Source organism: Allobranchiibius sp. CTAmp26 (assembly GCF_017565405.1).
Taxonomy (GTDB): domain Bacteria; phylum Actinomycetota; class Actinomycetes; order Actinomycetales; family Dermatophilaceae; genus Allobranchiibius.
In genome coordinates, this window is the sequence record NZ_JAGEKR010000006.1 from 168,679 (window position 1) to 194,871 (window position 26,193).

The following is a 26,193-nucleotide window of genomic DNA, read 5'->3' on the forward strand; positions in this document are numbered from 1 at the left end:
GCTGCTCAGGCGACCAGTCGGTGCAGGGCCCACCGCGCGATCGGCAGGTACGCCGCGAGGACCGGCCATGCGCCCGTCGCCCGGAGCCACGTCGAGCACCCGCCCGGCGCTGCGTCGACACCGTGCACCAACTGCATCCGGACCGGCCCGACCCGGGCGGTCCACGCCCACCGCATCGTCGCCTCGTCGAAGGAGTCGACGACGAACGCGACGCGCACCCCGAGTGGCCCGACCACGGTGCCCGTGACCCCGGCGGCCAGCCGATCGGCATCGGTCTCGACGCCGCGGATCTGCGGCGACCAGGTCGACCAGAGTTCGGGCCGCGCGTACCGCTCCCACGCGTCCGCGGCCGTCGCGCTGCCGGATGCGCTCAGATGGGCCGTGCCGGTCACGCGGTTTAGCATGCCCTCACCATCGCATCCGGCCCTGACACGTCGACGGACCGCTCGTCGTGGTCGGCGTCGTTGTGGCCCGCTGGGGCCCGAAAAGCACCCGCACCATGCCGGTCGGCGTCGTTGTGGCCCGCTCAGGCCCGAACGGCACCCGCACCATGCCCGGTCAGCGTCGTTGTGGCCCGCTCGGGTCCTCGACGAGCAGCGGGTCAGGCGACACCGGCGACGCGCTCGAGGTTGCCGAGCTCGTCGTCCAGGTGCCGCAGCAGCCACTGCAGGTGAGGAACGCTGCGGCGGCAGCCGGTCAGCCCGAACTCCATGCTGCCCGCGTAGCTGGCGCAGGTGATGTTGAGCGCCATCCCCTGCATCGGGACCGACAACGGATAGGTGCCCACCAGCTTCGCGCCGCCGAGGTAGTGGGTCTCGCGGGCCCCGGGGACGTTGCTGATGATCAGGTTGAACGGCGGGCGCACGACGCCCTGCAGCCCCAGCAGCGGCAGCAGCATCGCCGGGGTCATCCCGACCGCACTCATCGCGACGATCTGGTTCGGTGTCATCTCCGACAGCGCCCGCTTGCCGTCCTGCATGCCGGCGTGGATGCGCGCCAGCCGCTCCGCGGGATCGGCGACGTCGGTCGCCAGCCTGGCCATCACGGTGCCGACCGCGTTGCCACCCTCGGACGAGGCCGACTGGGAGTCCTTGGCGTTCAGTCCGATGGGCACCATCGCGACCAGTGACGCGTCCGGCAGTTCCCCCAGGTCCTCCAGGTAACCGCGCACCGCACCGCCGCACATGGCGAGCACGACGTCGTTCACCGTGGTCCCCGAGGCCTTGGAGATGGCCACCAGTCGCGCCAACGGCCAACTCTGCGCAGCGAACCGGCGGGATCCGGTGATGGTGGTGTTGAAGATCGTCTTCGGCGCGTGCATCGAGACCGCCGAGGTCTCGTCGCGGACACCACGGGTGAGGGTCCTCACCAACGCGCCCGGCATGCCCGCCGCGTCGGTCGCCAGTCCGCGCGCCGCGCGCAGCAGCTCGGAGCTGACGTCATTGGTCTCGTTGCGTCCCGTGGAGCGCTCGCGAGGCGGCCGGGCAGCCCACATCGGTACGATCTCCCGATCGGTCGGGTCGGTGCTCAGGGTGTTCATGAGCAACCGACTCGCCGAGATGCCGTCGACCAGCGCGTGGTGCAGCTTGACGTAGACCGCGAAGCGGCCGTCGCGCAGACCCTCGATCACATGGGCCTCCCAGAGGGGCCGGTCCCGCGACAGCGGGGTCCCGTGCAACCGCGAGCACAGCTCGAGCAGCTCGCGGACCCGACCCGGCTTCGGCAGGGCGCTGTGCCGCACGTGGTGCTCGATGTCGAACTGGGCATCCGGCTCCCACATCCACTGACCCGCCGTCCGCCACGAGCGGACCGGCCGCTTCAGGAAGAGCGGGTTGATGTCCTCGACACCGATGAACCGTTCGTAGACCTGGCGGGCGTAGTCGCGCGACGCGCCCGGCGGCTTCTCGAAGAGCTGCAGGCTGGCCACGTGCGTGGGCATGGCCCGGCTCTCCGACATGAGGAACGCCAATGACGTGGGATCGATGAGGGTGGGCGTCATCGGCGTCCTTTCAAGGAGTGTGACGCAGATCATTGCGTACGCCGTGTCGGAGGGGAGCGGCAGGATGGGCCCATGACCTCTTCGATCCTGTGGTTCCGCCGCGACCTGCGACTGCGCGACCACCCGGCGCTCAATGCCGCGGTGGAGCAGGCGGGCGCGCAAGGAGTGGTCCCGCTGTTCGTCATCGAGCCTGCGCTGTGGGACGGAGCAGGCGACTCCCGCCGGCGGTGGCTCGCTGCGACCTTGCGGTCCCTGGACGACGCATGCAACGGCCGGCTGACCGTGCGCCGCGGTGACCCGGCGCAGGTGGTGGCGCAGGTCGCCCACGAGCACCACGCCGACTCCGTGCACGTCTCCCGAGAGACCACGCCGTACGGCAGGCGGCGCGACGAGCGGGTCGGAGCGGCCCTCGGCGACGGCGTGCGCCTCGTCGAGACCGGCACGCCGTACGCCGTGGGTCCCGGCGTCATCGTCAACGGCAGCGGCTCTCCGTACAAGGTGTTCACCGCCTTCTCCCGCTCGTGGCACGACCACGGATGGCCGACGCCTGCCGAGCGTCCGGCCCGCATCCACTGGGTCGACGGCGGCTCCGGCGACGACGCGGAGAAGCTCATCGCGGACGCCGCCGGGGGCGAGCTGGACTTCGAGGTGGGAGAGGACGCGGCGCACCAGCGGTGGGAGGACTTCCTGGACGGCCCGGTCGACCATTACGGCACCGACCGCGACCGCCCCGCCAAGGACGGCACCTCGCGACTCTCGCCTTACCTCAAGCTCGGGGTGCTGCACCCGCGCACCCTGCTCGCCGATCTGGCCCACAAACGCTCCGACGGGGCCCAGACCTACCGCACCGAGATCGCCTGGCGCGAGTTCTACGCCGACGTGCTCTGGCATCAGCCGCGTTCGTCCTGGCACGACTTGCGCGACCAGCTGTCGGGCATGACGTACGACGAGCCCACACGGGCGATCGAGGCCTGGAAGGCGGGGGAGACCGGCTACCCCATCGTGGACGCGGGGATGCGTCAGCTGCTCGAGACCGGGTGGATGCACAACCGGCTGCGGATGATCACGGCCAGCTTCCTCACCAAGGACCTGCACGTGTGGTGGCCCGTGGGCGCCCGACACTTCCTGGACCACCTCGTCGACGGCGACGTGGCGTCCAACAACCACGGCTGGCAGTGGGTCGCGGGCACCGGCACCGACGCCTCGCCGTACTTCCGGGTCTTCAACCCGGTCACCCAGGGCCAGAAGTTCGACCCGGACGGTGCGTACGTGCGCCGGTGGGTGCCGCAACTGCGGCACCTGCAGGGCAAGGCCACCCATGAGCCGTGGACCGTCGACGACGGGTACGCCGAGGGTTACCCCGAGCGCATCGTGGACCACGCCGACGAACGGAAGGAGGCGCTGCGTCGCTACGAGGCGGCACGCTGAATCCCTGACAGGATGACGCCATGAATCGCAAGATCGTGGTCGTCGGCATGGGATATGTCGGCCTGTCCAATGCTGTGCTCCTGGCGCAGCACAACGACGTGCTGGGCACCGACCTGGACGCGTCCAGGATCGAGGCACTGCAGGCCGGGGTCAGTCCCATCAGCGACCCCGAGCTGGAGGACTATCTCGCGCACGCCGACCTGCGGCTGACCTTCGCCACGGACCCGCGGCCCGGGTACGTCGATGCCGACTTCGTGATCGTTGCGACCCCGACCGACTACGACCCGGTGACCAACTACTTCGACACCTCCAGCGTCGAGAGCGTCATCCGCGACGTTCTCGACAGCGGGAGCACCTCGACGATCGTCATCAAGTCCACGATCCCGGTGGGCTGCGTGCACGCGCTGCGCGAGCAGTTCGGCACCGAGGCGATCCTGCACTCCCCGGAGTTCCTGCGGGAGGGTCGCGCCCTGTACGACAACCTGCACCCGTCGCGCATCATCGTGGGCGCGCAGACGCAGGAGGCGAAGGAGTTCGGCGAGCTGCTGCGCGAGGGCGCCGAGGCAGACGGGACCGACGGCGAGATCGCGATGCTGCTCACCTCCAGCAAGGAGGCCGAGGCGATCAAGCTCTTCTCCAACACCTTCCTCGCGATGCGGGTCGCCTACTTCAACGAGCTCGACACCTTCGCGATCACCCACGGCGTCGACAGCCGCCAGATCATCGACGGCGTCAGCCTCGACCCGCGCATCGGCAGCCACTACAACAACCCGTCCTTCGGGTACGGGGGTTACTGCCTCCCCAAGGACACCAAGCAGTTGCTCGCCAACTACCGGGACGTCCCGCAGAAGCTGGTGGAGGCCATCGTCGGCGCGAACACCACCCGCAAGGACTTCATCGCCACGGACATCCTGCGCCGCAACCCCTCCGTCGTCGGGATCCACCGGCTCATCATGAAGACCGGCTCGGACAACTTCCGGGCCAGCAGTGTGCAGGGAATCATGAAGCGCATCAAGGCCAAGGGCGTCGAGGTGATCGTCTACGAGCCGGAGCTGGAGGGCGACACCTTCTTCGGCTCCCGCATCGTGTCCGACCTGCAGGAGTTCATCGCCGCAGCCGACGTGATCGTGGCGAACCGGCATTCCGCGGAGCTTGCCGTGGCCGGTGAGAAGGTCTACACCCGCGACCTCTTCGGCGGAGACTGACCGAGGGCCGCCTCAGCCCGACGCGCGCGGCGTACCGTGATCGGGTGGCACGCGAACTGAAGGTCGAAGACAGCGACGATCACCTCGAGGTGAGCCCGCCGCTGCACTCCGCCGCCGGCGTTCCCGCGGTCACCCGCGCGATGCGGATGGCGATGAAGCAGATGGGCCCGGCACGCTCCGGGCGCACGCTGCTGCGACTGAACAAGCCCGGCGGCTTCGACTGTCCGGGCTGCGCCTGGCCCGACCCGGGTCACACCCACGCCGCGGAGTTCTGCGAGAACGGCGTCAAGGCCGTCGCGGAGGAAGCCACCACCCGCCGGGTCACCCCGGACTTCTTCGCGCAGCACAGCATCGAGGACCTGCGCGGCCGCACCGACTACTGGCTCGGTCAGCAGGGGCGCCTCACCACGCCGATGCACAAGGCAGCGGGTGACACCCACTACCGACCGGTCAGCTGGGACGCCGCACTCGACATCGTCGCGAATCACCTTCGCGGGCTGAACGATCCGAACGAGGCGGTGTTCTACACCTCGGGCCGCACCAGCAACGAGGCGGCGTTCTGCTATCAGCTCTTCGCGCGCTCGTACGGCACCAACAACATGCCCGACTGCTCCAACATGTGCCACGAGTCGAGCGGCACTGCCCTGACGGAGTCGATCGGGATCGGCAAGGGCACCGTGACCCTGACCGACGTGGAGAACGCCGAGCTGCTCGTCGTGGCCGGACAGAACCCCGGCACCAACCACCCGCGGATGCTCTCGGCGCTGGAGGCGGCCAAGCAGCGCGGCGCGCGCATCGTGGCCATCAACCCGCTGCCGGAGGCGGGACTGATCAAGTTCCGCAACCCGCAGACCCCCCGTGGCGTCGTCGGACCCGGGACGCCCCTGGCCGACCTCTACCTGCAGGTGCGACTCGGCGGTGACCAGGCGCTCTTCCAGGCGCTGGGGCACCTGCTGCTGCAACGCCCCGACGTGCTCGATCGGGACTTCATCGCGGAGCACACCAGCGGGTTCGAGGAGTACGCCGCGTCGCTGGCGACGCTGGACTGGGACGCCACCGGCCGCGCCACCGGGCTCGAACGCAGCGAGATCGAAGCACTGGCCGACGAGTTCGCCCGCTCCCACGCGACGATCGTGTGCTGGGCGATGGGGCTGACCCAGCATCGGCACTCGGTCGCGACGATCCAGGACCTGACCGACGTGCTGTTGCTGCAGGGCAACATCGGCAAGCCCGGTGCCGGGGTGTGCCCCGTGCGCGGGCACTCCAACGTGCAGGGCGACCGCACGATGGGCGTCTGGGAGAAGCCCGGTGAGCCGTTCCTGCAGGCGCTGGACGACGAGTTCACGATGAACGCTCCCCGCGAGCACGGGTACGACGTGGTCGACGCGGTCCGTGCGTTCCGGGACGGGCACGCGAAGGTCTTCATGGCCGTGGGCGGCAACTTCGTACGCGCCACGTCCGACACCGACGTGACCGCCGCCTCCTTGGAGAAGGCGGCACTCACCGTGCATGTCTCCACCAAGCTGAACGGCTCGCACGCGGTCACCGGCGACGAGGCACTGATCCTGCCGACCATCGGCCGCACCGAGCAGGACCTGCAGGTCTCCGGGCAGCAACGGGTGAGCGTCGAGGACTCGATGAGCATGGTGCACGCCTCACAGGGGCAGTTGCGGCCGGCCGATCCGACCCTGCTCAGCGAGGTCGCGATCATCTGCGAGCTCGCCCGCAAGACGTTGCCGGACAGCACCATCGACTGGGCGTCCATGCGGGGCGACTACCGGGTGATCCGTTCGCACATCGCGGCGGTGGTGCCCGGGTTCGAACACTTCGAGACCCGGCTGGAGCACCCCGGTGGCTTCCTCCTGCCGAGCCCGCCACGCGACGAACGCCGATTCGTGACCGACTCCGGCAAAGCAACCTTCACCACCCACGAGATGTGGGCGCCGGACTGCCCGTCCGGTCATCTGTTGCTGCAGACGGTGCGCAGCCACGATCAGTACAACACCACGATCTACGGGATGGACGACCACTACCGCGGCATCAAGAACGGCCGTCGGGTGATCTTCGTCAATCCCGACGACCTGGCCGACCTGGGCCTGCAGGACGCCCAGCTCGTCGACATCGTCTCGGTGTGGCGTGGCGACGAGGGCACCGACGAGGTGCAGGAGCGCCGGGCCGACCGCTTCCGGATCGTCTCCTACCCGACCGCTCGCAGCTGCGCCGCCGCGTACTTCCCCGAGACGAACGTGCTGGTGCCGCTGGACTCCACGGCGAAGCGCAGCAACACCCCGACCTCGAAGACCGTCGTGGTCCGTCTGGAGCCCTCGATCTGATGGGCCGGATCACCACGCGCCACAAGGCCGTCCGCTTCGATATGGCGGGGGAGTCGCGCGGCCGGATCGACACGGTCGCCGTCGAGGAACCCCTGGAGATCCGGGTCGGCGGTGAGCAACTGACCGTCACGATGCGCACGCCCGGTCACGACATGGAGCTGGTCCACGGCTTCCTGCTCGCCGAGGGAGTCATCCGGCACCGGGACGACGTCCTCCTCGCCAGGTACTGCAGCGACACCGAGACGCTCAACGTCGTCGACGTGACGCTGCGCGACGCGACTCGGCCGCTGCCGGTGAGCGCGCAGCGCAGCCTGGTCATGCACGGCGGCTGCGGGCTGTGCGGCAAGACCACCATCGACGCCGTCCTGGCCGCGACACCGCCGGCGGCCGACGCGCAGGCGGGCGATGCGACCGAGCCGGCCTGGACGCCGCAGATCCTGGCGCGGTGCGCGGCCGGGTTGCGTGAGGGGCAGGCGGTGTTCGAGCGGACCGGGGGAGTGCATGCGGCGGGGCTGTTCAACGCGAGTGCACGTGCGCTGGTGGTGCGCGAGGACATCGGCCGGCACAACGCGGTGGACAAGGCGATCGGCTGGTCGGTCATGCACGAGGAGCCCGGCGCCGACCGCTCCGCCCTGGGGCTGATCGTGACGTCCCGGGCGTCGTTCGAGATCGTCCAGAAGGCGGCGATGGCCGGCATCCGGCTGCTGGCCTGCGTGTCGGCGCCGTCGAGCCTGGCGATCGAGGCGGCCCAGGAGCTGGGGTTGACCCTGGTGGGTTTCCTGCGCGAGGACCGGATGACCGCGTTCGCCCACCCGCAGCGGTTACAGGCTGGGAAGGGACACGGGCAGGCTCAGGCACGGGTCGCCGAGGGGCGGATGGTCACCAACTAGGCTGCGCGCTGTGCGGGACAAGGGTGCGGAGGGTGAAGCGGCGCGGACGCCGCAGCCCGTCAGCCACCGCATCGTGACCGTCCCCAACATCCTGTCGACCGCCCGGCTCGTCGGCGTGCCCATCTTCCTGGTCCTGATCCTGCAGCGGCAGGACCTGTGGGCGCTGCTGGTGCTGGTGCTGTCGGGGATCACCGACTACCTCGACGGGAAGATCGCCCGCGCGTACGGGCTGGTCTCACGCTTGGGCCAGTTGCTCGACCCCACCGCCGACCGTCTCTACATCCTGTCCACCTTGCTCGGGCTGGCCTGGCGGCACATCATCCCCTGGTGGCTCGTCGGCCTGCTCGTCCTGCGCGAGCTGTTCGTCCTCGCCCTCGGTCCGGTCCTGCAGATCCACCACCTGCCGATCCCACCGGTGCACTTCATCGGCAAGGCCGCGACATTCAACCTCATCTACGCGTTCCCATTGGTGCTGCTCGGGCAGCAGTCCGGGGTGGTCGGCACTGTCGCGCTGCCCGTCGGCTGGGCCTTCGTGTGGTGGGGGACGGGGCTGTACTGGGTCGCCGGCGTGCTGTACGCCGAGCACGTACGTCAGATGGTGCGCGACCGGCCCGGCACGACTCGCGAGCAGGTGGACGCGTGATGTCCGGTGCCACCGACCAGCAGGCCACCCGGCCGCCCCGGGATCCGGCGGCCTCCATGTCGCTGATCACCGAGCTGATGAAGAACCCGGTGGACCCGGCCTACCGCCAGGAGGCCGACCGCCGGAAGGCCGCCGGTGACATCGTCTCGACCGGCCGCCGCTCGCCGATCCTGATCGCCGTGGTGATCCTGCTCGGGTTCGCTTTGGCCACAGCGGTGTCCGCCCTGCGGGTGCCTCGTACGCAACTGGATCGGCAGCGCACCACGCTGATCTCCAGGATCCACCAGGAACAGGGCGACATCGCCGCCAGCTCACGACGCATCACCGGTCTGCGAGGCGAGATCGGCACCCTGCAGAACAAGGCATTGGCGCGTAACAACGGAGCCAGCACCGCCGCACAGCTGAACGCGCTCGGCGCCAGCACCGGGCTCGTGGCCGTGCACGGGCCGGGAGTGGTCCTCAGCGTGGACAACGCACCCACCGGCAGCGCGGGCGCGGGCGTCGACCCGCGGCACCAGCAGGGCACTGACACGACGTCCGCCGAGGGCCAGGTGACGTCGTCGGACCTGCAACTGGTCGTCGACGGCATGTGGCAGGGTGGCGCCGAAGCCATCGCGATCAACGGTCAGCGCCTCACCGCCCAGAGCGCCATTCGATCCGCCGGGGAGGCGATTCTCGTCAACTTCCAGCCTTTGCAACCGCCGTATGTCGTCTCGGCGATCGGGCCGCCGTCGCTGCGTTCTGCGTTCGGCGACTCCGAAGGAGGGATCTACCTGCACGGACTGGCCAGCGGATACGGCATCCGCACGAACCTGAGCTCCGACGGTTCGTTGAAACTGCCCGCCGCCGTCGTGGCCGACCCGCGCTACGCCAAGGCGACCCGGTGATCCCCGCACTCGGGCTGATCGGGGGCCTGCTCCTCGGACTCTTCCTGCACCCGGACGTGCCGCTCTGGCTGCAGCCCTACCTTCCGGTCGCGGTCATCGCCGCGCTGGACGCCGTCTTCGGCGCGGTCCGGTCGATGCTCGACGGGATCTTCAGCGACAAGGTCTTCGTCGTGTCGTTCCTGTCCAACGTCGTCGTCGCGGCCCTGATCGTCTTCATGGGCGACCAGCTCGGCGTCGGATCCCAGCTGTCGACCGCGGTGGTCGTCGTGCTGGGCCTGCGGATCTTCTCCAACGTCGCCGCGATCCGCCGGCACCTCTTCCACGCATGAGCGTCGGGTCGGGCGAGTCGGGGTGGCGGACGCTGGCCCGGATGGGCCGTCCCCGGGCGACGAAGGCCAACGCCCTGGCCGCCGTACTCGCCGCGGCGCTCGGATTCGCGATGGTCACCCAGGTCCATCAGAACCGCTCCTCGGGACTGGACAACCTCTCCCAGGACGACCTGGTCGCCCTCCTCGACGGCGAGGCGCAGCAGGCCGTCCGCCTGGGCCACGAGAGCGACACGCTCACCTACACCCGCGATCAGCTGCGCGGCAGCAGCGGCGATCAAGCGGCGCTCAGCGCAGCCCAGCAGCGTCTGACCCAGCTCGGCATCCTCGCGGGGACGCTGCCGGCCAAGGGGCCGGGCATCCGGGTGACCGTCGCCGATCCCAAGGCCGGCGTGCAGTCGGCCAACCTGCTGGATGCGGTCGAGGAGCTGCGCGATGCCGGCGCCGAGGCCATCCAGGTGAACTCGGTGCGCGTCGTGGCGAGCACCTACTTCTCGACCGGCAGTGACAACCGCCTGCAGGTCGACGGGACCGCGATCAGCCCGCCGTACGTGCTGCTGGCCATCGGCGACCCGCACACCATGTCGACCGCGATGGCCATTCCGGGTGGCGTGGTGAGCACGCTGCGCCAGTTGGGCGCCACGACCGTGGTGACCAGCTCGACGGCCGTGTCGGTGAGTGCGTTGCGAGCCCGAAGCGGCGATCGTTACGCTCAGCCCGACACCACGTCGACCGGCTGACCGGCCGAGCCCGACCTACCGCCTGCCTTATCTCGAGGAGCCCCATGTCCCAGCTGGAGTACCCCGCCGACCTGCGTTACACCGAGGATCACGAGTGGGTGCGAGAGCAGGGCGACGTGGTGCGGATCGGCATCACGGCCTTCGCACAGGACGCGCTCGGCGACGTGGTGTACGTCAGCCTTCCCGCTGTCGGCGACCAGCTCACCTCGGGTGACTCCTGCGGCGAGGTCGAGTCGACCAAGTCGGTCAGCGACCTCTACGCGCCGCTCGCCGGCGAGGTCACCGCGGTGAACGAAAGCCTCGACAGCACACCGGAGTTGATCAACACCGACCCCTACGGTGAAGGTTGGATGTTCGAGTTGCGCGTCGCCGACGCATCGGCGGTCGCGGCCCTGCAGGACGCCGACGCGTACACCGCGTCGCTGGGCTGAACCGAGCACTTCCATCGGGCCTGCCACGGCACGGCCCGCCTCACCGACCCCGATACACCGATCACATAGGGTGACGCAATGACCGAACAGCCGGCGTCCGGCGACACCACCGCACGCATCCCCGCAGCCGCGGCCGAGCCGGCCGATCCGGCCGCGTCGAACGAGGTGCGCCTGTCCAGCGTGGACCAGGCGACGATCGACGCGCTGCGTCCGGGAACGGCTCTTCTCATCTCTCAGCGCGGGCCCGGTTCGGGGGCGAGGTTCCTGCTCGACGCCGACGAGGTCAGTTCCGGGCGCCACCCGGACAGCGACATCTTCCTCGACGACGTCACCGTGTCGCGGCGGCACGCGATCTTCCGACGCACCGGCCAGGGGTACACGGTGCAGGACGTGGGGTCGCTCAACGGCACCTACGTGAACGGCCAGATCACCGACTCGGCACCGCTGCAGACCGGCACGGAGGTCCAGATCGGCAAGTTCCGCCTGGTCTACTACGGTGCCGCCGGCTCCTGAGGGCGGCAGCCACACCGTCGGCGCCGTCCTCGCGCTGCTGCGGGAGGACTTTCCCGACCTGACGATCTCCAAGGTCCGCTTCCTGGACGCCGAGGGTCTGGTCAGTCCGGGGCGCTCGCCGTCGGGATATCGCCGGTACAGCAACGCCGACCTCGATCGTCTGCGGTTCGTCCTCACCGCCCAGCGCGACCGCTTCTGGCCGTTGAAGGTCATCCGCGAGGCGCTCGACGCCTACGACCGCGGGCTCCAACCGCCCCAGGGTCCCGACGCACGTCCCGTTGCGCCACCACCCGTCGGCGATCCCGCGCTGCGCGCGCCCGATGCCCCACTCCGAGAAGAACGCGAGAAGCGCGCCGAGCCGCCCCTGCGACTGACCCTCGCCGAGGTGGCGCGCGGGTCAGGGCTGAACGAGGCGCAGGTGCGCGATCTCGCCGGCTTCGGGCTGATCACTCCGGACGCCGGCTACTTCGACCGTCAGGCCCTGGTCGTCGCCCGCAGTGCGGCGGCGCTGATGGCTCGCGGTCTCGGGGCCCGGCATCTGCGTACCTTCCGGCTGGCCGCCGAACGAGAGGCCGCGATGGTCGCGCAGCTGCGTGGCCGAGGCGGCCGGGGCGCCGAGAGCGAGCAGGTCGTCGGCGAGTGTTTGGCGCTGCATCTCGCCCTCCTGCGGGCGCAGGTAGCGTTACACCCATGAGACGGGTCGATGTCATGGGTGTGCGGGTCGAGATGCCGACCAACAAGCCGATCGTCCTGCTGCGTGAGCGGGACGGCGAGCTCTATGTGCCGATCTGGATCGGCGCGCCGGAGGCGACCGCGATCGCGTACGCGCAGCAAGGGGTGGCGCCCCCGCGGCCGCTCACCCACGACCTGCTGGTCAACGTGCTGACCGAGCTCGGACACACCCTGGAACACGTGGTGGTCAGCCGGATGGAGGACAGCGTCTTCTACGCCGAGCTCGTCGTCGACGGCGACACCACCATCAGCGCGCGATCCTCCGACGCGATCGCGATCGCGCTGCGGGCAGGGGTGTCGATCTACGTCGCGGACGAGATCTTCGACGAGGTCGGCGTCGCCGTGCCGGTCGAAGAGGACGACGAGGTCGAGAAATTCCGCGAATTCCTCGACAACGTGTCGGCCGAGGACTTCGAGACGTCCGAGGGCGAAGGGCCCGGCGAGGCGCCGGATAAGGGGCCGGATGACACACCCTCATCCTCCACTTGAGGGTTACTGTTGCACGAACTGCCGCGACACGCCGAAATTAGTGATCGCCGGTCGTTGACCCCGCCTGCAGCGAGCCATACGTTGCGAGCACGGTTCAGGTGGTTCGCGGGCCCTCCGCAAAGCCATTCCGGCCGTAGAATGCAGGTACAGCAGCCCGTTCGTCGGGTTGCTCACGCGGGTCGGTAGGACCCCGGAAACTGGAGGTCGACCGTGGCTGCGACAGGCATGACAGGCGATGCTGCGTCGGGACTGCAGGACGGAACCCGCGGTGCGCAACCGCTGCAGGGCGCGCTGTTCGCGCACCCCGGCGAGGCGGCCGACACCGAGTCCGTCGGTTACCGCGGTCCGGCTGCCTGCAACGCGGCGGGTGTCACCTACCGGCAGCTGGACTACTGGGCCCGCACCGGTCTGCTCGAGCCGTCGGTACGCAACCCGTCGGGCTCCGGTCACCAGCGTCTCTACAGCTTCCGCGACATCCTCGTGCTCAAGGTCGTCAAGCGGCTCCTGGACACCGGGGTCTCCCTGCAGCAGATCCGGATCGCGGTCGGTGCCCTCCGGGCCCGTGGTGTGTCCGACCTCGCCGGGATCACCCTCATGTCCGACGGTGCGAGCGTCTACGAGTGCACCTCCGACGAGGAGGTCATCGACCTGATGCGCGGCGGGCAGGGCGTCTTCGGGATCGCGCTCGGCTCGGTCTGGCGTGAGGTCGAAGGCACCTTGAGCGAACTGCCGAGCGAGCGGCCCGAGGCGCAGGAGCCTGCCGTGCACCCCGGTGACGAGCTGCGCCAGCGTCGCCAGGCCCGCCACGCCGGCTGATCCGGCCGTCGTACGACGCGGCGGGGAAGCGTAGTAATCTTGGGCACGCTCGCGACGCCGGCGGGAGAGAACTCGCACGATCCTGTGCGAGGACGCCGAAGGGGCAATTCTCCCCAGAACCTCTCAGGCTCCCGGACCGCCCGGTCGAGGCATCTCTGAAGGCACGTCCCCGCACGGTCGCAGTCTGGCCGGGGACCACCGACAGAAGGGGAGGCGACCGAACGCCGCCTGCCCTCTGCGAGGAACGCCATGAGCACCCCCACCCAGCACGACGCACCCGCCCCCGACTTCGTCCGCCGTCACGTCGCGCCCACCGAGGACGACGTCGCCGTGATGTTGAAGACGGTCGACCAACCCAGCCTCGAAGCCCTGCTGGACGCCGCGGTGCCCGGTCGCATCCGCGCGAACCACCCGCTGGAGTTGCAGGCCGCACCGTCCGAGCCCGCGGTGATCGAGGAGCTGCGCGCGATCGCGGCCCGCAACACGGTGCGCACCAGCATGATCGGCCTCGGCTACTACGGCACCCACACGCCCGCGGTGATCCGCCGCAACATCCTGGAGAACCCCGCCTGGTACACGGCGTACACGCCGTACCAGCCCGAGATCTCCCAGGGCCGCCTCGAGTCGCTGCTCAACTTCCAGACCGTCGTCCGCGACCTGACCGGGCTGCAGACGGCGGGCGCCTCGCTGCTCGACGAAGCCACCGCGGTCGCCGAGGCCATGACCCTGATGCGGCGCGGTAGCAAGGCCGCCGCCGACGCGGTACTGCTGGTGGACCAGCACGTGATGCCGCAGTCGATCGCCGTCACCCGGACCCGCGCCGTGCCGCTGGGCATCGAACTCGTGGTCGCCGACCTGCGCGGTGTGGACGATGCGGTGGCGTTGCGACAGGTCGCGGGGGACCGCGACGTCTTCGGTGTCGTCGTGCAGTACCCCGACGCGTCGGGGCGCATCGTCGACTGGACCGCGCTCACGCAGGCAGCTCATGACGCCGGCGCGTTGGTCACCGCCGCCGCCGACCTCCTGGCGTTGACGCTGCTGACCGCTCCCGGTTCCTGGGGTGCCGATGTGGCCGTGGGGACGACTCAGCGCTTCGGGGTGCCGATGGGCTTCGGCGGGCCGCACGCCGGGTACATGAGCGTCCGCGCCGGTCTGGAGCGCACGATGCCCGGCCGACTGGTCGGGGTGAGTGTCGACGCGGTCGGCAATCCGGCGTACCGGCTGGCGCTGCAGACCCGTGAGCAGCACATCCGCCGCGAGAAGGCCACCTCGAACATCTGCACCGCTCAGGTGCTCCTGGCGGTCATGGCCTCGATGTACGCGGTGTGGCACGGTCCGCAGGGCCTGACCCGGATCGCCCGCGAGGTGCACGCGAAGGCGACGGCCCTGGCCGCAGCGCTGCGCGAGGCGGGCGCGCAGGTCGCCGACGGCGACTTCTTCGACACGCTGACCGTGACGGTGTCCGGACGCGCCGACGACGTACGCGCCGCGGCGCTCGCGCAGGGCGTGAACCTGTGGCGGGTCGACGCCGACTCGGTCTGCCTGAGCGTCGACGAGACCACCACGGTTGACGACCTCGCAGCGGTGGCAACGGCATTCGGCGCGGCGGCACCGCAATACGCGGCCTCCGCGGCGGGGGAGCCCGACTGGGCCGACGCGATGCGGCGTACCGACGAGATCCTCACCCACCCGGTCTTCCACAGCCACCAGAGCGAGACGGCGATGCTGCGCTACCTGCGCACGCTGGCCGACCGCGACTACGCGCTGGACCGCGGGATGATCCCGCTCGGCTCCTGCACCATGAAGCTCAACGCCACCACCGAGATGGAGGCGATCACCTGGCCGGAATTCGCGAACCTGCACCCGTTCGCGCCCGCCGACCAGACCGAGGGGATCCGCTCGATCGTCGCCGACCTCGAGGGATGGCTCGCCACGATCACCGGCTACGACTCGGTGTCCCTGCAGCCGAACGCCGGCTCCCAGGGCGAGCTCGCAGGGCTGCTCGCGATCCACGCCTACCACCAGGCGAACGGCGACAACGACCGCCGGGTGTGCCTGATCCCCGCGTCCGCGCACGGCACGAACGCCGCCAGCGCCGTGATGGCCGGCCTCAAGGTCGTGGTCGTCAAGACCGCGCCGACTGGTGAGGTCGACCTGGACGACTTGCGCGCCAAGATCGACCAGCACGGCGACACGCTGGCCGCGGTGATGGTCACCTACCCCTCCACGCACGGGGTCTACGAGGACACCATCACCGAGTTGTGCGAGCTGGTGCACGAGGCCGGCGGCCAGGTCTACGTCGACGGCGCCAACCTCAACGCGCTCATCGGGATCGCCGAGCCGGGCAGCTTCGGCGGCGACGTGTCGCACCTGAACCTGCACAAGACGTTCTGCATCCCGCATGGTGGTGGCGGCCCCGGCGTCGGTCCGGTCGCCGTCCGCTCGCATCTGGCGCCGTACCTGCCGAACCACCCGCTGGCCGCGGAGGCCGGACCGGAGACAGGCATCGGCCCCATCTCGGCCGCGCCCTACGGCTCGGCGTCGATCCTGCCGATCTCGTGGGCCTACGTCCGCCTGATGGGCGGGCAAGGCCTCACCGACGCGACGCACACCGCAATCCTGTCGGCCAACTACGTCGCCGCGCGCCTGCGCGACTCCTACCCGGTGCTCTACTCCGGTGAGGGCGGCTTGGTCGCCCACGAGTGCATCCTCGACCTGCGCGGAATCACCAAGACCTCAGGGGTCACCGTGGACGACGTCGCCAAGCGCCTCGTCGACTACGGCTTCCACGCGCCGACGATGTCCTTCCCGGTGGCCGGCACGCTGATGGTCGAGCCGACCGAGAGCGAGAGCCTGGAGGAGCTCGACCGGTTCTGCGAGGCGATGATCGCCATCCGCGCCGAGATCCAGCAGGTCGAGGACGGCGTCGTACCGGCCGCGGACAGCGCGCTGCGGCACGCACCGCACACGGCGCAGTCGCTGACCCAGGACTGGGAGCACCCGTACTCGCGCGCCGAGGCGGTCTACCCGGCCGGCGTGGACCCGATGCGCAAGTACTGGGCGCCCGTGCGGCGGATCGACGGCGCGTACGGCGACCGCCACCTCATCTGCTCGTGCCCCTCACCGGAGGCGTTCGAGGACTGAGCGGTCCGTGGTTGTCAGCGGATTCCTGGCGGATGCGCCAGGAATCCGCTGACAATGGCGTGATGTACGCGCGTTACGCGCGGATCGTGCTGAGGTACCTACTGATCCGGCCGATCGCCTCGGTAAGCGTGTCGACGTCCGGCAGAGTGACCAGCCGGAAGTGATCCGGAGCGGCCCAGTTGAAGCCGGTGCCGTGGGTGACCAGGATCTTCTCGGCTCGTAGCAGGTCGATGACGAACGCCTGGTCGTCCTCGATCGGGTAGATCCCGGGATCCAACCGCGGGAAGCAGTAGAGCGCTCCCTCCGGCTTGACGCAGCTGACGCCGGGGATCTCGTTGAGCAGCCGCCACGCGAGCATCGACTGCTCGTAGAAGCGGCCGCCGGGCACGATCAGCTCGTCGATGGACTGGTATCCGCCGAGGGCGGTCTGGATGGCGTGCTGCGCGGGCACGTTGGCGCACATCCGCATGTTCGCCAGCAGCGTGAGACCTTCGAGGAAATCGGCTGCCAGATGTCGCGGCCCGGTGATGGCGAGCCACCCGGAGCGGTAGCCGCACACCCGGTAGGCCTTGGACAGCCCGCTGAAGGTCAGGCACAGCACGTCGTCGCCGGCGAACGTCGCGGCGTGGTGGTGCACCGCGTCGTCGAAGAGGATCTTCTCGTAGATCTCGTCGCACATCAGGACCAGTTCGTGGCGTCGGGCGATGTCCACGAACCCGCGGACGATCTCTTCGCTGTAGACCGCCCCGGTGGGGTTGTTGGGGTTGATGAGCACCAGCGCGTGCGTGTTCGGCGTGATCCGTGACTCGATGTCGGCCAGGTCGGGGTTCCAACCGTTGTCCTCGTCGCAGCGGTAGTGCACCGGCGTGCCTCCCGCCAGCGAGACCGCGCCGGTCCACAGCGGATAGTCCGGCGCCGGGATGAGGATCTCGTTGCCGTCGTCGACGAATGCCTGCAGCACCAGAGAGATGAGCTCACTGACCCCGTTGCCGATGAAGATGTCGTCGACCTCGACGTTCGTCAGGCCCTTGCTCTGGTAGTAGTTCGCGACTGCCGTACGCGCGGAGAAGATGCCGCGGGAGTCGCTGTACCCCTGGCTCTTGTGCAGGTGGTGGACGACGTCGCGCTGGATCGCGTCAGGTGCTTCGAAGCCGAACGGGGCAGGGTTGCCGATGTTCAACTTGAGGATGTGGTGGCCCTCGGCCTCGAGGCGCTCGGCCTCGACGAGGATCGGTCCGCGCACGTCGTACCGGACATGCTGAAGCTTCGCCGACTGCTTGATCTCACGCACGGCGCACAGCCTCGCACAGGGGCAGCGCCCGGCACCGACGCCACGGCGGGTGCCCGGTGTGTCGTTACGCGACCGCGTCCTGCGCCGCGCCGCGGACCTCGATGTGCGACCCGCTCTCTGTCTTGCGGACCTCGACGTGGCTGCGGATCCGCGCCCGGAGTTCACCCACGTGACTGACGATGCCGACGCTACGGCCGCCGGCGCGCAGCCCGTCGAGCACCTCCATCACCTGGTCGAGGGTCTGGTCGTCGAGCGACCCGAATCCCTCGTCGACGAAGAGCGTTCCGAGGGGGCGGCCGCCGGAATCGTGCAGGACGGCGTCCCCGAGTCCGAGTGCGAGGGCGAGCGATGCGGTGAACGCCTCGCCGCCGGAGAGGCTCGCGGTGTCGCGGGCACGACCGGTCCAGGCGTCGAGCACCCGCAGTCCGAGACCGCTGCGGGCGCCACCCCGGGCAAGCTGGTCGCTGTGCTCGAGGGTGAAGCGACCGTCCGACATGACCCGCAGGTGGTCGTTCGCCAGAGCTGTGACGAGCTCCAACCTGGCCGCCAGCACATAGGACGTCAGGCGCATCCGCAGCACGTTGTCGCCGTGGCCCGCCGCCGTGTCGGCCAATGGACCGAGGACCGCCAGCTCCTCCCGGGCGGGCGCCGATGCCGCAAGCAGGTCGCGGACCGCAGCGCCGATGGTGTCCAGGTCGCGCACGGCGCGATCGGCCGTCGATACCGCCTGTGCCGTCGTGGCGCGCCGGTGCTCGGCTGCGTGCGCCATTTCCTCGAGGGCGACCACATCCGGTGCCGGGGACCTCTCGGCATCGGCGACGTGCGGCTGATCCAGCACGCCGACAGCGCGGTTGTAGGCGGCGCGCTCGGCGACCGCCGCCTCCTCGAGGTGCTCGAGGCGCGCGGCGGAGAGCATCGCGTCCTCGGCATGCGGAAGGTCCGGAAAACCCTGTGCGGCGAGGATCTCGGTGAGGTCGCCGGCCGCACGCCCATCGGCGGTCTGCGCCACCTGCAGCGCCCGATCCGCGTCTCGCAGTGCATCGCCGGCTCGCACGAGCTCCACGTGGCGGGCCAGCGGATCGTCGCGATCGACGGGGTCGCAGCAGCACTCCAGGGTGTGCCGCCCTCGGCGCTCGGCCACGCGTCGGCCGATGTCGGTGAGCCGCTCGCGAGCATCGGTCAGCCGGTCGGCCGCCGTCGTACGACGGGCGTCGGCGCGGGCGAGCTCCTCCCGGGCCAGGGACAGGGCAGCGGACGCTTCGCCGAGCTGTTCGGTCAGGGTCCGGCGGTGGTCGCGGGTCGACGCCGCGCCGGCGGCAGCCCGCTCGGCCTGCGCCAACAACTCGTGCAGGGTCTCAGCGTCCGGGGCGGCATCCGTCTCGGTGCGCCCGGGCAACGCACTCAGCGCGAGCGTGTCGGCCGCGACACACTCCTCGTGGCGCCCACGAGCGGTCGCCAGCTCCGCCTGAGCGTCGGCGTGGGACGTGCGTGCTGCGGCGGCGTCGGCCTCCGCCTGCTCGACATCGGTGGCGGACACGGCGTCGTCGATCGGAGGTGCGGGCGACGGGTGCTGCTCGGAACCGCAGACGGGGCAGGGGCATCCGGGTTGCAGGCCGCCGCCGATCTCGCCGACCATGCCCGCCAGCCGCCGACGACGAAGGTCGAGCACGCGTTCTTCGGCGGCGACATAGACGGTGGCGATGCTGTCGGCTCGTGCGGTGGCCGCGTCGACGGCACGGTGCGCCTTGACGCGAGCCGTCAGTGAGCGTTGCGCGGTGCGGACCGAGTCCACGACCCGCTCCGCATCATGCACGGCATCCGGTCCGGGATCCTGCGCAGATACCAGCTCGGCATCGATCCGCTCAACCACCTCACGCGCCCCGGTGAGCTGCTGCGTCGCCGCCACCGACTGCTCCACCGCGATCCGCGCGCTGTCCTCGTGATTTCGGATGCTCTCTTCCTCGGTGATGCGTTGCGAGCTCAGCTCAGTCAGACCTGTGAGCGCCAGCCCACCGGCGGTGATCGCCGTCATGGTTGCGGATCGTTCCTCGGGCGAGTCGAGGGGACGGTCCGGACCGACGAGCGCGCGGACTCGGTCGATCGCGGCCCCGGCGGAGGACGACGCAGCGTGCAGGCTCTCGGCGGCCTCGCGGCGCCGCTGCGCGACCGGTCGGACCACGGCCGCGCGCCGGGAGGCCCGGACCGCCTCGCGTTCTGTCGTGCGCGCGTCCTCGCGCGCGGCGTACGCCTCACAGACCGAACGTGCTGCGCCGGCCTGGCGCTGCAGCTCGACGAGCCGGCCGCCCTGCGAGAAGGCGTCACGGGTCAGGTCGCGCTGCCGCGCAGCGTGATCGGCGTCGACGAGTGCGCGGGTCGCGTGATCGGCGGCCAGCCGGCGGCAGTCCTGGATCGTCGCGAGCAGGGCCGCGGCGCCCGGCCGGTCGCAGATCTCCGCAGGGGCCTCAGTAGCCGGAAGGTCCAGTTCCGCGAGCAGGTCGATGAGCCGGTCGGCCTGATGCCCGACGGCGGTGTCGGCGTCGCGCACCTGGGCCGCGAGGTCGCGTCGGCGATCGGCGAGCCAGTCCTGCGCCGCGCTGAACCGCTCGATGTCGAAAAGTCGCGCGAGCAGCGCGGCGCGATCCTCGGGTTTCGCGCGCAGGAACGTCGCGAACTCGCCTTGGGGGAGCAGTACCACCTGCGCGAACTGCTCCAATCCCAGACCCAGGTGATCGGCGACGATCTCGGCGGCCTCGTCCATCCGGGTGCTCTGCACGACCCACTCGGCGCCTCGTAGGACCTCCAACAGCACGGTCGCCGGACGACGGGTGGTGCCGTTGCCGCGTTTCTTGGGCGCGTCCCACTCCGGACTGCGCCGGATCCGCAATCGCTCACCCGCTGCGGTGAGCTCGATCCGCACGTAGGACTGGACGGTGGGGTCGGCGTGATCGCTGCGGATGGTCTCGCGATGCCCGGTGCGGCTGCCGGGAAGGGCGCCGTAGACGGCGTAGCAGACCGCGTCGAGGATCGAGGTCTTGCCGGCTCCGGTGGCACCGTGGATCAGATAGAGCCCGGCCGCATCGAGCGCATCGAAGTCGACCATCTCGACTCCCGCGAACGGCCCGAACGCCTGCACCTGCAACTGATGAAGTCTCATGCGACACCCCGGTCGCCCGATGCCATCCGGGCCGCGCCCTCGTCGACCGAGGCGTTCCGGGAAGTGCGACCGTGCTCGAACGCCGCACGCCAGACGGCGCGCTCGGCGTCCGTCGCGGCCACCCCATCGCGGACGTGCTCGGTGAAGTCGCAGCACAGGTCCAGGTCGTCGCGGCCGTCGACGCGCTCGGCGTAGCTGCGGCGGTCGATCGGGGTCGCCCCTTGGGCGAAGCCGAGTGTCAGCGTGTGCGGGAACCGGCGGCGCACCTGCTCCATGGCCGCAGGCGGGCGCGTCGGGTCGGTGAGGGTGACCTCGCACCAGGCGAGTTCGTGCTCCGCGAGGGTCGGGTCCGAGAGCAGATCGGCCAATGTGCCGCGCAGCCGGGCGATCGGGCGACGGACCGGAGCCGCGATCAGTTCGGTCCGCGACAGCCCGTCCTGCAGGTCGACCAGCACCGACGACTTCACCTGGCCGGCCTCCGAGAACGACATCGCGACGGGCGATCCGCTGTAGCGGATGCCGTCGGCCAACTCCATCGGACGGTGGATGTGGCCCAACGCGGCGTACGTCATCCCCGCGAAGACGGCGCGCGGCACGGCGGCCACCCCGCCGACCGCGATGTCCCGCTCGGAGTCGCTCGTGGTGGCCCCGGTGACGAAGGCGTGCGCCATCACGACCGTCGGGGTACGCCGGGTGGCGGCGTCCGCGCGCACCCGGCTCATCGCGGCGCGCAGCACATCGGCGTGCGTGGGTGCTGCGCCCAAGGTGGGTGCGACCACGGAGGGTTCGAGGTAGGGGAGCGGGTAGACCACTGCGCCGCCGAGATCGACGGGCCTGCCGATCCCGTCCAGCGACGTGCGGATGTGCAGCCCGGCGCGCTCCAGCACCCGGGAACCGAACCCCAATCGCGTCGCCGAGTCGTGGTTGCCGCTGGACAGCACCACCTGGGCACCGGCATCGAGCAGCCTCACCACGGCCTCGTCGAGCGCCGCGACGGTCGCGGGGGCGGGCAGCGCGCGGTCGTAGATGTCGCCGGACACCAGCACCGCGGCGACCTTTTCCTGGCGCACCACGTCGACCAGGTGGTCGAGGTAGTCCACCTGCGCGTCGAGCAGCCCGGCACCGTGGAAGGAACGGCCCAGGTGCCAGTCGGAGGTGTGGATGATGCGCACGTTCCGAAGGCTAGGAGCCACCCCCGACAGGCCCGCGCATTTGCCCCGGCGTGTGGCCGGGCACTCGAGGCGTACCTGCTCCAGGACTGGTTCTGCCAAGGTAAGCCCGTGAACCCCTGGCCGGCTGAGCGCGACATGCGCGTTCGCCATGAGGCAATGGCCTGGCTGAGTGCTCGCACCAACGACGGGTCGCTGCCGGTCAGGGGCGAAGACCTTGCGGACTTCCAATTCGACGGCGAGCGATTTGCCCTGGTCGACCGGCAACGGGGTATTCGTAAGCCGGCGGCGCTGGCGGCGGCCTTTTCGATTCGCACCGTCTATACCCAGCCCGGGCAACCGCGTCCTTATGACGATCTGCCGGGAGTGGATGGCCGCTTGAGGTACAAGTGGCGAGGCACCGACCCGCAACACCCCGAGAACGTTGCGCTCCGCCGGGCCATGCAGCATCGACTCCCGTTGATCTGGTTCTTCGGCGTCGGCCAGGGCCTCTATCAGCCGACGTTCCCGGTCTACCTGGTGGCTGAGGAAGTGGCTCGACACCAATTCGTCGTGGGTTACGAGCCGGAGCTTGCCGCTGCCGCACCGGACTCGCCGGTCGAGGCCGCATTACGTAGGTACGTCCTCCAAGAGACGAAGGTCCGCCTCCATCAGCCTGTCTTTCGCGCCACAGTGATGCGCGCTTACGGAACGCGATGCGCGGTGTGCTCGTTGCGACACGGCGAGTTGCTCGACGCCGCTCACATTGTCCCCGACTCGACAGAGGGCGGCATCGCATCGGTGACCAATGGGCTTGCCCTTTGCCGGATTCACCATGCGGCGTACGACCGTCGCATCCTCGGCATCAACCCGGACTACGTCGTGCACATCCGCCACGACCTCCTGGACGAGATTGACGGGCCGATGCTGGAGCACGGTCTCAAACGGCGGCACGGTCAACCGCTGATGGTGCTTCCGGAAATCGGTCGAGAACGGCCCGATCGTGATCTTCTCGCTCAGACGTGGGAGCAGTTCGCCTCGCGTGGGTCGAGCTGAGACTTCAACGCGGCGCACGTGCTGAAGGAAAGTGACCGCAGGGCCACAACCCACCCCGGCAGGCGGCTGCGCTGCGGGAAAGTGACCGCAGGGCCCACAACCCACCCCGGCAGGCGGGCGCGCTGCAGGAAAGTGACCGCAGGGCCCACAAATCCACCCCGGCACAGGGCGACCGTCAGCGTCGGGCGACAGAGCGATTCGTGGTCGGTGCAGCACGTCGGGTGCCGTCACCCCGTAGGTTGGGCCCGATCTTCGAGGAGGCCTGATGGGCGCGGAAGTTTCGGGCACGACGTACACCCGCGAGCAGCGACAGCGGTACCGCGAGAAGGTGCGCCAGGACCTGGACGTCTTCGAGCGGATGCTGTCGTCGCACCGTTTCGAGTACGAGCAGCAGCTGACCGGCATGGAGATCGAGCTCAACCTGGTCGGCCAGGACGCGATGCCGCTGATGTCGAACGCCGCGGTGCTGGAGAGCATCGCCGACACCGACTACCAGACCGAGCTCGGCCGCTACAACATCGAGCTCAACGTCAGCCCGCGTCCGATGCCGGGGGATTCGGCGATCCAACTGGAGCGGGAGCTGCGCGAGAGCCTCAACCGTGCCGAGGCGAAGGCGAACGAGGCCGGCGCGCGCATCGTGCAGGTCGGCATCCTGCCCACCCTGATGCCCGAGCACTTCTCACCGGACTGGATGAGCGCCAACGCCAGGTACGCCGCGCTGAACGAGTCGATCTTCGCCGCGCGCGGCGAGGACCTCTTCATCGATATCGAGGGCACTACCGGCGAACGCCTTGCGATGTATGCCGATTCGATCTACCCGGAGTCCGCGTGCACGTCGGTGCAATTGCACCTGCAGGTGCAGCCGAACCAGTTCGCGGCGTACTGGAACGCCGCCCAGGCGCTATCCGGCGTGCAGCTGGCGATCGGTGCGAACTCGCCGTACCTCTTCGGCAAGCAGCTGTGGCAGGAGACCCGCGTCGAGTTGTTCCTGCAGGCCACCGATACCCGCTCGGTCGAGCTGAAGTACCAAGGGGTGCGGCCGCGGGTGTGGTTCGGGGAGCGGTGGATCACCTCGATCTTCGACCTCTTCGAGGAGAACGTCCGCTACTTCCCGGCGCTGCTGCCGGAGACCACCGACGAGGACCCGATCGCCGTGCTCGACGACGGGCGCGCACCGGACCTGGCCGAGCTGAAGCTGCACAACGGCACGGTCTACCGCTGGAACAGGCCGATCTACGACACGGTCGACGGCGCACCGCACCTGCGGGTGGAGAACAGGGTGCTGCCCGCCGGACCCACGATCGCCGACACCCTGGCGAACTCGGCGTTCTACTACGGCGTCGTGCGGATGCTGGCCGAGCACGACCGGCCGGTGTGGTCCCGGATGAGTTTCGCCGCGGCCGAGCACAACTTCACCGAGGGTGCGCGGCGGGGGATCGACGCGACGATCTACTGGCCGGGGTACGGCGAGGTCGCGGCCGAGGAGCTCGTGCTGCGCCACCTGCTGCCGCTCGCGCACGAGGGCCTGCGCAAGTGGGGGGTCGCGACGGCGGTCCGCGAGCGCTACCTCGGGATCATCGAGGAACGGTGCCGCGTCGGACGCAACGGCGCGACCTGGCAGGTCGAGTGCGTGCAGGCGCTGGAGGCGAAGGGACTCAGCCGGATGGACGCCCTGGCGCAGATGGTGACGCTGTATCTGGACGGCATGCACAGCAACGAACCGGTGCACACCTGGAAGCTTCCGGGGGACTGAACCTCGCGGTCACACGCCTTCGCGGGTCGACCGGTTCCACACCTGGATGCACGGGTTGCCGTGGTAGTAGCCGAGCATCGAGATCGCACCGGCGTCCAGCATGAGCCGGGCGCCCAGACGCGGCACGTTCTGCAGGAACACGGTGGCGAGGATGCGTAGCGCATGACCGTGCGCGACCACCACGACGTTGCCCTCGTCGAGCAACGGCACCGAACGCTCGATGATGTGACTGACCCGTGCGGCGACGTCCTCGACGGTCTCGCCGGGCGTCTTGCCGGGCACCACGCCATCCTTGAAGATCTCCCAGCGCGGGTCGCCGGACCGCTCACGGATCTGGGGAGTGGTGAGACCTTCGTAGCCGCCGTAGTCCCATTCGCGCAGGTCGGCGTCGATGGTGTAGTCGGTGATTCCGGCCAGCTCGGCCGTACGACGTGCGCGCTGCATGGGCGACACGAACGACGCGACGCGCGGCATGTCCTTGATGACCTCACCCGCCCGGCGCGCGCAGTCCTCGCCCTCGGGAAGCAGCGGCAGATCGGTCGTCCCGGTGTGCTGACCGGTGCGCGACCACTCGGTTTCGCCGTGCCGAATGAGGATCAGGCTGAAGTTCGGGCTGTCGGCGCTCATCTGGGCAATCTAGTGGCAGCCTGAGCGACGTGCCGACCTACGTTGTGTTCCTGCGCGCGGTCAACGTGCGGCCACGCTGGGTGAAGATGGCGGTGCTGCGCGATCTGCTGTCGGACAACTCCTTCACCGACGTGGAGACCCACATCCAGAGCGGCAACCTGCGCATCGGCAGCACGATGCGGTCGGCGGCGAAGGTACGCACGGAGCTGGAGCGGCTGATCGGGGCCGAGTTCGGGTTCGAGGTGCCCTGTGTCGTGCGTACTCCCGCGGCTCTGGCCACAGTCGCGGTGTACGCGGAGGGGCTTCCGTCGCCGTTCCCCGACGACGAGCCGCGTCGGTACGTCACGTTCTGCGCGGCGCCGGTCACGGCGGACGCCGTCAGGCTGCTGGACGGGTGGGAGGAGCCCGGCGAGCGGCTGCGGGTGCACGGGTCCGAGGTCTACTGGTGGCTGACCAAGCCCGCGCACGAGGCGAAGATGACCAATGCGCGCCTGGAGAGGACCGTCGGCACCGCGACCACCCGCGACCTGAAGGTCGTGCGCACCCTCGCCGAACGCTGGGGGAGCTGAGCGCGCGTCCCGGCACCGC

Annotated in this window: 23 protein-coding genes and 1 riboswitch; of the genes, 17 read left to right on the forward strand and 6 right to left on the reverse strand. The window is 69.8% G+C overall.

The window, feature by feature from the left end; all coding sequences use genetic code 11:
• Positions 1-5: 5 nt before the first annotated feature.
• Together J4030_RS04685 and J4030_RS04690 are read right to left on the reverse strand one after the other, a co-directional pair.
• Positions 6-404 carry an SRPBCC family protein gene (locus J4030_RS04685; protein ID WP_208048043.1) on the reverse strand — a complete coding sequence of 133 codons (399 nt, stop codon included), beginning with the start codon at positions 402-404 and terminating at the stop codon, positions 6-8.
• A gap of 197 nt (positions 405-601) precedes the next feature.
• Positions 602-1,999 carry a wax ester/triacylglycerol synthase family O-acyltransferase gene (locus J4030_RS04690; protein ID WP_208048044.1) on the reverse strand — a complete coding sequence of 466 codons (1,398 nt, stop codon included), beginning with the start codon at positions 1,997-1,999 and terminating at the stop codon, positions 602-604.
• A gap of 72 nt (positions 2,000-2,071) precedes the next feature.
• On the opposite strand from J4030_RS04690, the gene J4030_RS04695 reads away from it, so the two are divergent.
• The 14 genes from J4030_RS04695 (at position 2,072) to gcvP (ending at position 16,576) form a co-directional block, all read left to right on the forward strand.
• The gene (locus J4030_RS04695; RefSeq protein ID WP_208048045.1) at positions 2,072-3,427 is read left to right on the forward strand and encodes a deoxyribodipyrimidine photo-lyase; all 1,356 of its coding nucleotides are present in this window, start codon (positions 2,072-2,074) and stop codon (positions 3,425-3,427) included.
• 20 nt (positions 3,428-3,447) lie between these two features.
• Complete coding sequence (locus J4030_RS04700; RefSeq protein WP_208048046.1) at positions 3,448-4,632, forward strand: nucleotide sugar dehydrogenase; 1,185 nt, start codon at positions 3,448-3,450, stop codon at positions 4,630-4,632.
• A gap of 44 nt (positions 4,633-4,676) precedes the next feature.
• Complete coding sequence (locus tag J4030_RS04705; RefSeq protein ID WP_307864558.1) at positions 4,677-6,965, forward strand: FdhF/YdeP family oxidoreductase; 2,289 nt, start codon at positions 4,677-4,679, stop codon at positions 6,963-6,965.
• Positions 6,965-7,855 carry a formate dehydrogenase accessory sulfurtransferase FdhD gene (gene fdhD / locus J4030_RS04710; protein WP_208048047.1) on the forward strand — a complete coding sequence of 297 codons (891 nt, stop codon included), beginning with the start codon at positions 6,965-6,967 and terminating at the stop codon, positions 7,853-7,855. Before J4030_RS04705 ends, fdhD begins: the two co-directional genes overlap by 1 nt.
• Before the next feature lie 10 nt (positions 7,856-7,865).
• A complete protein-coding gene (locus J4030_RS04715) occupies positions 7,866-8,498 on the forward strand; it encodes a CDP-alcohol phosphatidyltransferase family protein (protein WP_208048048.1) in 633 nt (210 codons plus the stop codon).
• Entirely contained in the window at positions 8,498-9,385 is an 888-nt protein-coding gene (locus tag J4030_RS04720; protein ID WP_208048049.1) for a DUF881 domain-containing protein, read from the forward strand. The genes J4030_RS04715 and J4030_RS04720 overlap by 1 nt, the downstream gene beginning before the upstream one ends.
• Positions 9,382-9,714: a small basic family protein gene (locus tag J4030_RS04725; protein WP_208048050.1), complete on the forward strand. Its 333-nt coding sequence runs from the start codon at positions 9,382-9,384 to the stop codon at positions 9,712-9,714. The genes J4030_RS04720 and J4030_RS04725 overlap by 4 nt, the downstream gene beginning before the upstream one ends.
• On the forward strand, positions 9,711-10,451 hold the full coding sequence (locus tag J4030_RS04730; RefSeq protein WP_208048051.1) for a DUF881 domain-containing protein: 741 nt from the start codon (positions 9,711-9,713) through the stop codon (positions 10,449-10,451). Before J4030_RS04725 ends, J4030_RS04730 begins: the two co-directional genes overlap by 4 nt.
• A 44-nt stretch (positions 10,452-10,495) precedes the next feature.
• Entirely contained in the window at positions 10,496-10,882 is a 387-nt protein-coding gene (gene gcvH, locus J4030_RS04735; protein WP_208048052.1) for a glycine cleavage system protein GcvH, read from the forward strand.
• 78 nt (positions 10,883-10,960) lie between these two features.
• Complete coding sequence (locus J4030_RS04740; protein ID WP_208048053.1) at positions 10,961-11,395, forward strand: FHA domain-containing protein; 435 nt, start codon at positions 10,961-10,963, stop codon at positions 11,393-11,395.
• A complete protein-coding gene (locus J4030_RS04745) occupies positions 11,379-12,089 on the forward strand; it encodes a MerR family transcriptional regulator (RefSeq protein ID WP_208048054.1) in 711 nt (236 codons plus the stop codon). The genes J4030_RS04740 and J4030_RS04745 overlap by 17 nt, the downstream gene beginning before the upstream one ends.
• The gene (locus J4030_RS04750) at positions 12,086-12,616 is read left to right on the forward strand and encodes a bifunctional nuclease family protein (protein ID WP_208048055.1); all 531 of its coding nucleotides are present in this window, start codon (positions 12,086-12,088) and stop codon (positions 12,614-12,616) included. The genes J4030_RS04745 and J4030_RS04750 overlap by 4 nt, the downstream gene beginning before the upstream one ends.
• 225 nt (positions 12,617-12,841) lie before the next feature.
• The gene (locus tag J4030_RS04755; protein ID WP_208048056.1) at positions 12,842-13,432 is read left to right on the forward strand and encodes a MerR family transcriptional regulator; all 591 of its coding nucleotides are present in this window, start codon (positions 12,842-12,844) and stop codon (positions 13,430-13,432) included.
• 51 nt (positions 13,433-13,483) lie between these two features.
• A riboswitch (glycine riboswitch) is annotated at positions 13,484-13,581 on the forward strand.
• 100 nt (positions 13,582-13,681) lie between these two features.
• Entirely contained in the window at positions 13,682-16,576 is a 2,895-nt protein-coding gene (gene gcvP / locus J4030_RS04760) for an aminomethyl-transferring glycine dehydrogenase (protein ID WP_208048057.1), read from the forward strand.
• A gap of 73 nt (positions 16,577-16,649) precedes the next feature.
• On the opposite strand, the gene J4030_RS04765 is transcribed toward gcvP, so the two are convergent.
• The 3 genes from J4030_RS04765 to J4030_RS04775 form a co-directional block, all read right to left on the reverse strand.
• The gene (locus J4030_RS04765) at positions 16,650-17,867 is read right to left on the reverse strand and encodes a pyridoxal phosphate-dependent aminotransferase (protein ID WP_208048058.1); all 1,218 of its coding nucleotides are present in this window, start codon (positions 17,865-17,867) and stop codon (positions 16,650-16,652) included.
• Between the two features lie 64 nt (positions 17,868-17,931).
• Entirely contained in the window at positions 17,932-21,021 is a 3,090-nt protein-coding gene (locus tag J4030_RS04770) for an AAA family ATPase (RefSeq protein ID WP_208048059.1), read from the reverse strand.
• Entirely contained in the window at positions 21,018-22,193 is a 1,176-nt protein-coding gene (locus tag J4030_RS04775) for an exonuclease SbcCD subunit D (RefSeq protein WP_208048060.1), read from the reverse strand. The genes J4030_RS04770 and J4030_RS04775 overlap by 4 nt, the downstream gene beginning before the upstream one ends.
• A gap of 108 nt (positions 22,194-22,301) precedes the next feature.
• On the opposite strand from J4030_RS04775, the gene J4030_RS04780 reads away from it, so the two are divergent.
• Positions 22,302-23,225, forward strand: a complete 924-nt coding sequence (locus tag J4030_RS04780) for an HNH endonuclease (RefSeq protein ID WP_307864560.1) — start codon at positions 22,302-22,304, stop codon at positions 23,223-23,225.
• A gap of 265 nt (positions 23,226-23,490) precedes the next feature.
• Positions 23,491-24,978 carry a glutamate--cysteine ligase gene (locus J4030_RS04785; RefSeq protein WP_208048061.1) on the forward strand — a complete coding sequence of 496 codons (1,488 nt, stop codon included), beginning with the start codon at positions 23,491-23,493 and terminating at the stop codon, positions 24,976-24,978.
• Positions 24,979-24,987: 9 nt separating this feature from the next.
• Here the strand turns inward: J4030_RS04785 and J4030_RS04790 are convergent, their stop codons facing one another.
• A complete protein-coding gene (locus J4030_RS04790) occupies positions 24,988-25,605 on the reverse strand; it encodes a histidine phosphatase family protein (RefSeq protein WP_208048062.1) in 618 nt (205 codons plus the stop codon).
• A 29-nt stretch (positions 25,606-25,634) separates the two neighbouring features.
• Between J4030_RS04790 and J4030_RS04795 the strand changes: the two genes are divergently transcribed.
• Positions 25,635-26,174, forward strand: a complete 540-nt coding sequence (locus tag J4030_RS04795; RefSeq protein ID WP_208048063.1) for a DUF1697 domain-containing protein — start codon at positions 25,635-25,637, stop codon at positions 26,172-26,174.
• Positions 26,175-26,193: the final 19 nt, after the last annotated feature.